The following is a 12,290-nucleotide window of genomic DNA, read 5'->3' on the forward strand; positions in this document are numbered from 1 at the left end:
CAGGAGCCTTTTAACAAATCCCAAGCCCAACGGAACAAATAACCCCCGAAGTTTCCAAAAAGGGAACAAATCCGAGGCTTAAGCCTCCGAATCCAGGAGTGAGCGCAACAAAAGTCAGAGGTAAGTTAACAAATGCGGGTTCTAAATTAACAAAAGACAGGAGCCTTTTAACAAATCCCAAGCCCAAAGGAACAAATAACCCCCGAAGTTTCCAAAAAGGGGAACAAACCCGAGGCTTAAGCCTCCGAATCCAGGAGTGAGCGCAACAAAAGTCAGGGGTAAGTTAACAAATGCTGTTCAAAGGATCAAAACATGCTAGCAGTTTTAACAAAAGCTAAGCCATTTTAACAAAATAGAAAAAAATGAAGGATTATTAATAAATTTGTAGAAATTTTATTTATATTGCTTATAGGAAGGAGTAATGCTATTGATCAAAAAGCAGCGTTTTAAATCTCAAAAGGTTCAAGCTTTGGATGCTTTACTTAGATGTCTTCCGGAAAACCATAGAAAACGCTTCCTTATCCAATCAGACTATAGTAAATATTGGAAGGGATTGCAGGGAGAGAGGAGTATTGATTATGAATTAGCAGATTTACCTACAGATGGTTATGATATTTATCGTGATGTTCGTTTAGTTTCTGATAGTTATACTTTTCAAATTGATTTATTAATATTAACTCCATATTTTCTTCTCATTATAGAATCCAAAAATTTAAATGGGATTGTCCATATCGATAAAACCAATCAATTTTTTCAGATTATTGAAGGAAAAGAAACTAAAATAAGTAGTCCTCTTCATCAAGTTCACCGGCAAGTTTTCAGACTTCAGAAATGGATATTGTCACACGGAATTCCCCATATCCCCATTAAATGGTTTATTGCTTTTACCAACCCAACAATGACTATTAGAAATGAATCTAATGATTATGAGATTGTTCATAATATTCTTCATGCAGAATCATTAACTGATACTATTCGTTCCCTCGCTTCTACTTTTCAAAAAAAATCACTCTCCAAAAATGAGCTCAACAAAATGCACCAGTTTATATTATCAGAGCACAAACCACCAACAACAGATATTCTTAACGATTATAATATTTCAATTCAAGACTTCGAAAAAGGTGTACGTTGTCCCAAATGTAAGAAGTCGCTCATGAGAATAAGCAGATTAATTTGGTATTGTGATCATTGTGGGCACAAATCAAAAAATGCGCATGTTCAAAAAATAAACGATTACTTCAGCATAGTTAATTCACAGATTTCAATTCAAGATGGGGGAGAATGGTTAAATATTTCTTCAAGGCATGTTATAAGAAAACTATTCTATTCAATGAAATTAGTAGCAAAAGGGAATACAAGAAATAGGGTATATGTTCCTCCTGCTTCAATGAATGTGAAGTAAATAGATGTGAGATGTTGGCAATCGTGCAATGATTTTAGTAAAAAATTCCTATGTGAATTTAAAATACGAGTTTCTTAATTAAAGTATGAGCGTAACAAAAAACCCTTACAAAATACAAAAGCCAGTTTCAAAGGAACAAATGGCACGAACATTTTAACAAAAACCACGAGCGAAATAACAAATAACCCCCGAAGTTTCCAAAAAGGGAACGAATCCGAGGCTTAAGCCTCCGAATCCAGGAGTGAGCGTAACAAAAGTCAGGGGTAAGTTAGCAAATGCTGGTTCTAAATTAACAAAAGACAGGAGCCTTTTAACAAATCCCAAGCCCAACGGAACAAATAACCCCCGAAGTTTCCAAAAAGGGAACAAATCCGAGGCTTAAGCCTCCGAATCCAGGAGTGGGCGCAACAAAAGTCAGAGGTAAGTTAGCAAATGCTGGTTCTAAATTAACAAAAGACAGGAGCCTTTTAACAAATCCCAAGCCCAACGGAACAAATAACCCCCGAAGTTTCCAAAAAGGGAACAAATCCGAGGCTTAAGCTTCCGAATTCAGGAGTGAGCGCAACAAAAGTCAGGGGTAAGTTAACAAATGCCGGTCGCAAAGTAACAAAAAAGCGCGACCATTTTAATAAAAGCGAGTACCCAGGCCCCCTTTTGATATGATTTTCTAAATCACACACTAAGGTTACACACTGTAACGCTTAGCCCTCCTAATATGAATTTTAAAACCACCCATTAAGATGCGCGCCCCGGCGTTAGCTCCCTGACATGATCCTTCAAATCACGCATTAGGTGCATCCACTCCCGCAAGTTGAAAGTCAGAATTGTCTTTATACTATTATCCCCTCGCTAGAGAGTGGCAGTGAAAAGCTGTATAAGCTGACAGTACAAGATAGTAATGCATCTGTCCGCTACTTCATGTAGAATAGAAGAAAGTGACGAAAGGAGTTTAATGATGGCTAAAATAGCGTTAGCATGCGATAGTGCGGCTGACATACCGAAAGAAGCGGTTGCTGCCCACAATATTCATGTCCTTCCTCTTACGGTGATTTTTGGTGAGGAAGCGTTGAAGGAAGGGGTGGATATCAGTGTTGAAGCCTTTTACGAAAGAGTGCAAGCAGAAGAAACGCTGCCGACAACCTCGCAACCACCGCTTGGAGAATTTGTCGCTTTGTATGAACAGTTAGCTGAAGAAGGCTATGAAGATGTCATCTTCGTTACTCTTGCTGCAACCATTAGTGGAACCAATCAGACAGCACAGACTGCTGCAACAATGGTTGACGGCATCCGCGTGCATGTTTTTGATTCACAAATTGCTACATATCCAGAAGGGTTTTATGTTCTAGAAGCGGCGCAAATGATTGAGCAAGGACAGGATGTGCCGGCGATATTGGAGCGGTTAGAGTCGATTCGCACTCGAGGTATTGAGGCGTATTTTATGGTCGATGATTTAAATCATTTGCATCGTGGCGGTCGTCTCACTGGTGCCCAAGCCTTTATCGGCAGCCTTTTAAGAATGAAGCCCCTTTTAAGCTTTGAGAATAGTGGGATACATCCGAAGGAAAAAATTCGTACAAAGAAAAAGGCGATTCAGCGCCTTAAGGAAATCTTTGCTGAAAAATATACAAAAGATAAACCGATTCGAATGGCGGCGTTACATGCCCATTCCCCAGAGGATGCTGAGGCCTTTAAAGCATGGGTGAATGACGTTTACCCAGAAGTGGATATTATAACGACTTCAATTGGACCGGTCATTGGTACACATGTGGGGACCGGGACAGTGGCCATTGTTTGGTACGAAAAATGAACCTACAAAAGTTAAAATGGAGAGTCTGGGAGAAAGGACGTGCCCTTTTTCCCAAGCTTCCTTTTCCTCCTACAGCTCCTCCTCCAATCCCCTCAGCCTTTTCCTTTACTCAACCTTTTCAGAACACCACCGCTAGCTACTATCATCCACTAAATTCTAAGTATAGATTTGATGTCAATCTACAGGCCTTTTTATCAGGACGGCGTTTGCGATTAGAAGCATTAAAAGACTTTCCGCCTGCTTTGTTAGATGATCATTTCCAGCACGGGTATTTAACCGTTGAATCCGCCTTTTTCCAAAAGCAAGGAGCCTGGGTATGTAGACGCTGTGGACAACCTGTAACTAAGGAGCTGTCTAGCTACAAATGTGGGCGTTGTGGCGAATGGTGCTATTATTGTCGGTACTGTTTAACACTTGGTATCTTGAAACAGTGCTCGCCCCTTGTATCATGGAGTGGGCCTCCGGTTCCAATAAAAGGTAAAGTGATACGTCCGCAATGGAAGGGGGAACTGACGTCACTCCAACAGCATGCAGCAGAGCAATTGGTTGCCGCTGTTCGCAAAAAAGAAAACTTTTTACTTTGGGCAGTTTGCGGATCCGGGAAAACAGAAGTGCTCTATCCAGCAATTACGGAAGCAATAAGAGAAGGCTTGAGGATCGCCATCGTCGCCCCTCGTACCGACGTTGTCATTGAATTATCCAAACGGTTAAAGCGTGTCTTCGCTGAGGTTCCCATCAATCTTTTATATGGAGAGAGTCCCGAACATTTCCACCCTGCTCCCATCACATTAGCCACAACCCATCAGCTCCTCCATTTCTACGATTATTTTGATTGTGTGTTTATTGATGAAGTGGATGCTTTTCCTTTTCATAATAATGACATGCTTCACTATGCCTTGCATCAGGCAGCCAAGACCCCTGCCCCTCACTTTTATTTAACAGCCACACCTTCAAAAACGTTAAAAAGCGATTATCGTCATGGAAAAATAAAGGGGGTGAGGATTCCGATTCGCTTTCATGGTCATCCATTGCCAACGCTTCGCTTCAAGTGGATTGGCTCTTGGAAAAAGCAGCTTAATAGTAAACGCCTTCCCAAGAGATTAAAGGATTGGATGAACCAACAGCTCAAAAGCGGACGCCAAGCGTTTTTATTTGTACCTTCTATTGAAACATTAGAGCAGCTTGATCCTCTGGTCAGTAAAATGAATCACTTGATCGTCTCCGTTCACGCCGATGATCCTGAACGTCATCAGAAGGTAGAAGCGTTTCGTCAAGGAGAGATACGCCTCCTTGTGACTACGACGATCTTAGAAAGAGGGGTGACCATTCCAGCCTTAGATGTTGCTATTCTTGGTGCAGATGCTGTTATCTTTGATGAACGTGCGCTCGTACAGATTGCTGGGCGGGTGGGACGAGCCGCCGATTATCCGGATGGATCGGTCATTCTTTTTCATCACGGGATCACTCGCCAGATGCAACGCGCTAAGCAGCATATTGAGAACATGAACCGTTTAGCATTCGACAAAAATAGCGTGAAAGCATCAAAAAACAAGAAATTTCCCTAAACAATATAAAAAATATAGTAAAGGAGTCCGATAAATATAGTACTAGAGATAACTGAACTTTTGTCAAACGAACCAGTAGGGATGACAAGGGAGAGGTGTAAAGGAGACTAACGCATGTCAGTAAAAGAATCTACACATATTACAGAATTGCTCAACGCGACTATTAAGTCCATTAATAATGTCATCACAATGGGCAATACCATCTCAAAGCCGGCAATAGTAGAACACACTCTTCATTTGAATTATGGTGTGCTCATTGGCTTTGTTGGAGAAATAAAAGGAAAATTGATTATTACCGGAGAGCTAGAGGTCTTTTCAATGATTGGCGAAAAGCTGTTTGGCATGCCACTTGAAGGGGAAATGCTCAAATCCTTTACTGGAGAACTTGGAAACATGATTGCGGGAGGGATTTCAACAGATATTGGGAATCAAGGTGTTGAGATTGATATTACTTCTCCAACAATCATCGAAGGAGATTCAGTCCTTTCTGGTTATAAAAAAGGGATTCAGCTTCAAGTCCAATTAGATGAAGCGCATCACTTTGAGCTGAGCTTGCTTATCGATGATTAAAAATCATAAATAGGAGGCGAGGAGATGGCACAGTGTCTTTGGTGTAATAGGACTTACAGCCCTTCCTTGAACTGGGAACGGCTCTTTGACTTAGAAGCACCAAAAAATCTTTGTCGTCGCTGTTGGAATAAAATAGAGAGGCTAGAGGCACATCCTCCACTTTGTTCTCTCTGTGGAAGAGCTTTGGCAGGTCTTGAGGCGCATTTTATCGTCAAGGATTACTGCCTGGATTGTTATCGCTGGGAGAAAGGAAGCTTTCAAGGCCTCTTACGTCGAAATTACTCGCTTTATCACTACAATCCTTTTATGAAGGCTTATATTACTCGGCTGAAATTTCAGGGAGATGCGGTCTTAGTTATGCCGTTTAAGAGAGCCTTTCGCAAGGCTTATCAGCAGCATTTTAACCATTATCTCCCTGTTCCTATACCTATTAGTCCTCAGCGCATGCAAGAACGGGCCTTTAATCAAGCGGAACTCCTAGCCCAGCTTCTCCCCAAATCCCCGTTAGAGCTATTGAAGCGTGTAAGTCAATATCGAAAACAAAGTCAAAAGACACGACGGGAACGCACGCTTTTCCAAGAAAATCCTTTTGAGCTTATCCAACCACTTCCCACAGCGTTGTTAAACCCCTCCATTGTACTCATCGATGATATTTATACAACTGGTGCGACCCTGCGTCAAGCCGCTCTAGCTTTACAGCCACTCAAGCCCGCCAATATCACTTCACTTACACTTCTTAGATAAAATTTCAGAGAACAAACTATAACCTAGACTATTCATAGAAGTTCCCAAAACACAGTAAAAAGGCTTATCTATCAAGTGATTTATTCTGAATTTCAACGCATCAACTAAATGAAAAAGTCCGTTTCTGATAAGGTTAAAACGACGAAGAAATAACCATCAGAAAGGATTCTTATAATGGCTCCTTTACCGCAAATAACGCTTGATTTCAATCGCCAAATTAAATTGTTAAATGATCGCCGGGTATTCCGAAGATGATGCGGCTGATCATTTGACGAATGATCCTGTTTTTACACAAGTTATTGGAACAGAGGCGTTGGCCTCTCAACCGAGTTTACCTCGCTTCTTTCGGCGATTTGATGACCAATCAATTGAAGGGTTAAATCAAGCCAATCAAGAGCTTTTAGACAAAGTCCATCAACATAGAGCGCCAGAGGCACTCATTTTGATTTGGATTCCACCCATGCTGATACAGAAGAGGCCACTTACAATAGCCATTACGGTACGGTTGGCTTTCACCCTTTGGTAGCCTTTGACGGCATGACAGGTGATTTTCTAAAGGCTCAGCTGCGTCCGGGGAATGTCTACAGCGTATTCAAAGGCTCAAACTCGAGTGATTGGAGCGTATGGCGGGAGACTCCTACGGGAACAGCACGTGTCCGAAGACCCCGCAGGAAGTGTCTTTCTTCCGAGGAGGCTGAGGCCGTGCCCGTGGAAAGCGAGCATCCTGGAGCGGAAATCACCTGCCCGTGCTATACCCAATTTCAACATTTATTTTGGCATCAAGGGAGAAGTATGCCCAAAAACAGATAACTTTTTAGTGCACGATCATTTTATTGCTTCATCGCAGTGACTTTCTCAATATTATTCCTAATATAGTTTGGTCTTGAACTGAAATCTCGTTTTTCTTTGAAGGATGAATAAATCAGGTATAAAAGAATGTCACAATCTCGCCGATAAATACCATAGAGTTATTGCTCATTTTAAGAATAGAGGAGTCAATACGAATGGCTGAATTAGCAAATTGTAAAAATTGTGGGAAGTTGTTTGTCCGAACAACCTCAGATATATGTCCTGCTTGTCATAAAGAAGATGAAAAGAAGTTTCAGAAAGTCTATAAATTTATTAGCAAACGTGAGAATAGAGAAGCGACGGTTCAAGAGCTCCACGATACGACTGGTGTTGAGGAAAAGTTAATTTTCAGATGGATTGAAGAAGGGCGTCTTTTAGTGAAAAACTTTCCGAACCTCTTTTATCCTTGTAGCTCATGTGGCGAGCCGATCCAAAGTGGAAGATTATGTGAAAATTGTGCCAGCAAAATAAAAAGGGACCTCGAAACCTATGAAGCAGATGCTTCAAAAAACCAAGACGATCATGACCACTACAAAACATATAAATTAGATCGTTAAAAAGTCCTATTAAAGTTAACGCGCACCCAGCCGATATATAGTGTAGAAGCACATATATTCGGGACATGCTATACTAGAGATAGTATCTAGAATTACAGGTCTTTTTGCCTATATTTTTATGAATAGAGTGTTTAAGGACGCTGTAATGTGAGGTGAAGAGCAGTGAAAATTGACCATACGAATAGAGTACAGGCGATGAATCCATATAAGATGCAGCAGGAGCGTTACCAAAAACAAACGGAACAACAACCTGCCAAAGCAAAGGATCGTGTTGATATTTCCAAAGCAGCGAAACAGATGCAAGTTGAGAGCCCAGTGACAGCAGCTCGGACGGAAAAGGTAGAGGCACTGCGCAAACAGGTGGAAGCTGGAGAATATCAGGTTAACCACAAAGCAGTGGCGGAAAAATTTCTTTCTTACTGGCAAAGCTTAGGGAGCATAAATAAGCATGATTAACACACTCATTCCAATCATCGAAAATATGATTGCTCTCCATCGGCAATTTAATCAACTCGCCATTGAGAAGACTGACGTCATTAAAGATGGCAATATCAAACGATTAGATAAAATCATTAATAAAGAAGAAGGACTCGCAAGACAGCTGGAACAGTTGGAGAAACAACGCTTGCAGATCATTTCAGACTTTCAAGGCTCTGAGCAAACCGATGTTGGTTTTTCTGCACTTATTGAGCAGGCTCCTGAAGATGTTCAACCCACATTGCAAGCACTCCAAGAGCAGCTGACCAAGGAAGTTTTTTTATTGAAGCAGCAGAATGATCTCAATCAAGAGCTGTTAAAGCAGTCGCTCGCTTGGGTCAATATGAACCTTAATCTACTAGATCCTGGCTCAAAGCCGGCGACCTATGGACATCCTGGAACAACAGCAAAACCACAACAACCTACTGCACGTTCACGCTTTGACTCTAAGGCATAGGATATCGATGAAGAAATGAGGCGCTAAACCATGACATCCACTTTTTCAAGTTTAGAAACCGTTCGGCGGGCTTTATTTGCAACACAGGCGGCCATTCAAACGACTGGACACAATATATCGAATGCAGACACCGACGGGTATTCCCGGCAACGTGTTAACCTGCAAGCATCGACGCCTTTCCCATCGGTGGGAATGAATAGTCCTGTTATCCCTGGTCAAATTGGAACGGGTGTTGAAGTCGGATCTGTTGAACGCATTCGTGATCAATTTATTGATAATCAAGTTCGGCAGCAAGCTACCGCGACAGGGTATTGGCAGGCTAAAAGCGATGCGTTGTCACAGATGGAAGACATCATGAATGAACCAACGGACCAAGGACTATCCTCGGCCATCGATAACTTTTGGCAATCTCTTCAAGATCTAGCGGATAACCCGACCGATTCTGGAGCGCGTTCCGTTGTAAAACAGGATGCGCAAACGTTAAATGATACCTTCCATTATCTATCTAGCTCACTACAAACTGTACAGAGTAATTTGAAGGATCAAATCAATGTCAACGCAACACAGATCAATTCATTGGCGTCGCAGATCAATGAGTTGAATAAGCAAATTGCGAAAGTTGAGCCGAGTGGTTATGTGGCCAACGATTTGTATGATCAGCGTGATAAACTCGTCGATCAATTGTCACAACTCGCCAATGTTCAGGTGACGAAAACATCATCAGGCGGCGATGCCAATTCCTCGGCAGATGGTATTTATACCGTTAAGATCGTCGGTAGTGATAATAAATCCTACACATTAGTTGACGGGCAAAACTTTAAAACGAATCAGTTCTCAGCCTCTGTAGATGATGAGACAAATACGGCAACGGTTACCGTTGGCGGACAAAAAGTCAATGGTGTGGGCGGGAAAATACAAGGCTTGATCGAAAGTGCGACAGTAGACTTCCCAAATATGATGGATTCTCTCGATCAAATGGCCTATAATCTTGCCAATGCTTTTAATGCTCAACATGAGCAGGGCTATGGCTTAAAGCCAGATGATCCAGATGCGGATACACCGCATGGGCAAGACTTCTTTGGTTGGACAGACCCTGAGACGGGTGAATCCATTGAGCTAGATAGTGCTAAAGGGGCTGCGCAAGCTATCGATATTAGCGACGCCATCAAAAAGTCCATTGATAATATTGCAGCTGCGGGTTCAGATGGTGATGATGGTGGTTCTTTAGGAGATGGCGATAACACCAATGCCAATGCTTTATCCGATGTGTTAACAGATTTAAAGATGAACTTTACCACTTCTGATGGTGAAACAACAAATACAACGTTAAAGGGCTACCTGCAAAGCACTATTGGTGAGATGGGTGTGAATGCGAATAAAGCAAACACCATGACAAAAAATAGTCAAACGCTTCAAGATAATGCGGCTGATCAGCGCCAATCTGTTAGCGGTGTGTCCATAGATGAAGAAATGACGAATTTAATTCAATATCAGCAAGGCTATAATGCAGCAGCGAAGATGATTTCAGTGATCAATGATATGCTTGATACCATCGTCAATAGTATGGGTAGATAATAATAATTGAAAAAAGATGAGGTGAACGTGTCATGCGTGTGACTCAAGGCATGATCTCACAGGATTTTTTGAGACAGCTAAATAATAGTTCTAGTAGTTTAGCCACCCTGCAACAACAGCTCATGACAGGAAATAAAATTTCCAAGCCTTCTCAGGACCCTGTTGTTGCCACACTAGGCATTGCTTATCGGAGTGATGTGGCTCATGTTGATCAATTCTCACGAAATATGGATACAGTCCACCAATGGATGGATGCCTCTGATTCAGCCTTAGACGAAACCAACCAAGTGTTGACCCGTTTGAATGAATTAACAACAGAAGCAAGTAGTGATTCTTATACATCAGATCAGCGTGCGGATATAGAGAAGGAAGTCGAACAACTCAAACAGCAGCTGGTTACTGTGGCGAACACTCAAGTGGCTGGGAAATATATTTTTAACGGAACACAAACTTCTAAGAAGCCCGTCAATGATGACTATACATTGAATTATGATCCTGATAACGTGAAAGATGTGAATATCACGGTGAATAATGGTATTCAAATCAAGGCAAATGTCAATCCTAATGATGTCTTTTCTCAAAGTCTTTTTGATGATATTGGCAAATTACAGGATGCTCTGAAGGACAGCGATTCTAAAGGAGCAGACATTAGTAAATACATTTCGGTGATCCAAGGGCATATGGATGACGTGACAGCCGCTCAAGCCGACTTAGGGGCTCGTGAAAATCGCGTCGATTTAATTGACAATCGCCTCTCGAATCAGAAGCAAACCACGGAAACCATTATGACGAATAATGAGGGTGCGGATTTTGAATCGACCTTAGTGAATTATCAGACACAACAAACGATCCACAATGCTGCATTAGCCGTAGGATCGAAAATCATGCAGCCAACATTAGTAGACTTTCTAAGATAGAGCGATCTCATTTGCAGATCGCTTTTTCTCTAAGAAGAGAAAGCGAATTAAAACAGTTTAGGTGCATAGAGCGATTTTGAATAAGAGGTGAGTGTTGTATGCAAATCCCCTCGTTGACGATACATTCAACAATGGGACAAATCCATGTTCAGTCGACACCCCCTGAGGTGGAAATTCAGCAGCATCCCGCTGATCAGACTATTGAACAGCCAAAGGCTGAAATGTCGACGTCAAGAACCCCCTCGAAACTGACTATTGATCAAAAAGAGGCTTGGAATAATCTTAATTTAAAATCAGCCTTTGTGCGCATCAGTGAAGCGGCAGAGAATGGACGACAGGCAGTTTTGGAAGGCATTGCTCGACGTGCGGAAGAGGGCGACGACCTATTGCATATAGAAAGAGGCGGCAATCCAATCAAAGATCATGCTGTTCAAAACGCGAAGCCTGATTATACGTATGATACAGGGCACACGCCACCTTTTTTAGCAGTAAAGGAAAGCTATACGCCTTCGCAGTTAAGCGTTAACTGGCAAACAAAAGATCCAGTAGTAGATGTTCAAAGTCATGCGCCGACCTTTCAGCCTGTACATGGTCACGTCGATATTTCCATGGCACAATACCCCTCTGTTACAATGTCAGTAGCAGGGAAGCAAATTAATGAAGTGATCTAACGGAGTTGAATGTGATGCAAATACAGACAAAATATTTTGGCCCGCTCGATGTTGATCAGGAGAATGTCATTCGCTTTGCCAATGGGGTGCCTGGTTTTCCTGAAGAAAAGGCATTTATTTTCTTACCACTTGAAGCAGATTCTGTTTATCAAATCATGCAATCGACACAGACACCTGCTCTTGCCTTTGTAACGGTCTCGCCTTTTATGTTCTTTAAAGATTACAGCGTTGAATTGAGTGAGACAGTCATCGAAGCCTTAAATATTGAAAAGGAACAAGATGTTTATATTTCAGTGATTTTAACGCTAAAAAAGCCATTCAAAGCATCTACTGCTAACCTTGTGGCCCCGGTGATTGTCAATCTTCGTGAGAAACAGGGAAAACAGGTGGTCCTTGATGGTACGTCTTATCATACAAAGCATCCGATTTTCCAACCATCTGATGTGGAAGAGGAGGATCGCCATGCTTATTCTAAAAAGAAAGCCAAATGAAGCAATAACCATTGGTGATGACATTGAAATCCATATCCTCAGCGTGGATGGAGATCAAGTTAAAGTAGGAATAGAGGCCCCAAAGCAGGTTGAAATCCATCGTAAGGAAATCTATTTGAGCATCCAAGAGGCTAATAACGAAGCCGCCTCTGTGGACGTTTTAGACGAAACATTGGCTTTCTTGAAAAACTTAAAGCATCAGTAAAAC

13 protein-coding genes and 1 pseudogene are annotated in these 12,290 nt (G+C 41.8%); all 14 read left to right on the forward strand.

Features of this window, described 5'->3' with window-relative positions:
- The first annotated feature begins 427 nt into the window (after window positions 1-427).
- Window positions 428-1,402: an NERD domain-containing protein gene (locus tag IEW82_RS06665; RefSeq protein WP_188691145.1), complete on the forward strand. Its 975-nt coding sequence runs from the start codon at window positions 428-430 to the stop codon at window positions 1,400-1,402.
- A 952-nt stretch (window positions 1,403-2,354) separates the two neighbouring features.
- The gene (gene fakB / locus IEW82_RS06670) at window positions 2,355-3,209 is read left to right on the forward strand and encodes a DegV family protein (RefSeq protein WP_229672402.1); all 855 of its coding nucleotides are present in this window, start codon (window positions 2,355-2,357) and stop codon (window positions 3,207-3,209) included.
- Window positions 3,206-4,774 (forward strand): ATP-dependent helicase ComFA, encoded by a 1,569-nt coding sequence (locus tag IEW82_RS06675; RefSeq protein WP_505891272.1) that lies wholly within the window; start codon window positions 3,206-3,208, stop codon window positions 4,772-4,774. Before fakB ends, IEW82_RS06675 begins: the two co-directional genes overlap by 4 nt.
- Before the next feature lie 114 nt (window positions 4,775-4,888).
- Window positions 4,889-5,344, forward strand: coding sequence for a chemotaxis protein CheX (locus IEW82_RS06680; RefSeq protein ID WP_188691149.1), 456 nt, complete (start codon window positions 4,889-4,891; stop codon window positions 5,342-5,344).
- Window positions 5,345-5,368: 24 nt separating this feature from the next.
- Window positions 5,369-6,088, forward strand: coding sequence for a ComF family protein (locus tag IEW82_RS06685; RefSeq protein ID WP_188691152.1), 720 nt, complete (start codon window positions 5,369-5,371; stop codon window positions 6,086-6,088).
- A 229-nt stretch (window positions 6,089-6,317) separates the two neighbouring features.
- Window positions 6,318-6,676, forward strand: a pseudogene (locus IEW82_RS06690) (transposase); the annotation flags it as partial.
- Between the two features lie 416 nt (window positions 6,677-7,092).
- Window positions 7,093-7,494: a TIGR03826 family flagellar region protein gene (locus IEW82_RS06695; RefSeq protein WP_188691154.1), complete on the forward strand. Its 402-nt coding sequence runs from the start codon at window positions 7,093-7,095 to the stop codon at window positions 7,492-7,494.
- Between the two features lie 162 nt (window positions 7,495-7,656).
- Window positions 7,657-7,950 (forward strand): flagellar biosynthesis anti-sigma factor FlgM, encoded by a 294-nt coding sequence (flgM, locus tag IEW82_RS06700; RefSeq protein WP_188691163.1) that lies wholly within the window; start codon window positions 7,657-7,659, stop codon window positions 7,948-7,950.
- Entirely contained in the window at window positions 7,943-8,428 is a 486-nt protein-coding gene (locus IEW82_RS06705; RefSeq protein WP_188691167.1) for a flagellar protein FlgN, read from the forward strand. Before flgM ends, IEW82_RS06705 begins: the two co-directional genes overlap by 8 nt.
- A gap of 30 nt (window positions 8,429-8,458) precedes the next feature.
- Window positions 8,459-10,003 (forward strand): flagellar hook-associated protein FlgK, encoded by a 1,545-nt coding sequence (gene flgK / locus IEW82_RS06710; protein WP_188691171.1) that lies wholly within the window; start codon window positions 8,459-8,461, stop codon window positions 10,001-10,003.
- A 32-nt stretch (window positions 10,004-10,035) separates the two neighbouring features.
- Window positions 10,036-10,920 carry a flagellar hook-associated protein FlgL gene (gene flgL, locus IEW82_RS06715; RefSeq protein ID WP_188691173.1) on the forward strand — a complete coding sequence of 295 codons (885 nt, stop codon included), beginning with the start codon at window positions 10,036-10,038 and terminating at the stop codon, window positions 10,918-10,920.
- 98 nt (window positions 10,921-11,018) lie between these two features.
- A complete protein-coding gene (locus IEW82_RS06720) occupies window positions 11,019-11,591 on the forward strand; it encodes a DUF6470 family protein (protein ID WP_188691178.1) in 573 nt (190 codons plus the stop codon).
- A 14-nt stretch (window positions 11,592-11,605) separates the two neighbouring features.
- Complete coding sequence (fliW, locus tag IEW82_RS06725; protein ID WP_188691180.1) at window positions 11,606-12,082, forward strand: flagellar assembly protein FliW; 477 nt, start codon at window positions 11,606-11,608, stop codon at window positions 12,080-12,082.
- Window positions 12,054-12,287, forward strand: coding sequence for a carbon storage regulator CsrA (csrA, locus tag IEW82_RS06730; protein ID WP_188691183.1), 234 nt, complete (start codon window positions 12,054-12,056; stop codon window positions 12,285-12,287). Before fliW ends, csrA begins: the two co-directional genes overlap by 29 nt.
- The last annotated feature ends 3 nt before the right edge of the window (window positions 12,288-12,290 follow it).

Source organism: Pullulanibacillus camelliae (assembly GCF_014642655.1).
GTDB classification, from domain to species: domain Bacteria; phylum Bacillota; class Bacilli; order Bacillales; family Sporolactobacillaceae; genus Pullulanibacillus; species Pullulanibacillus camelliae.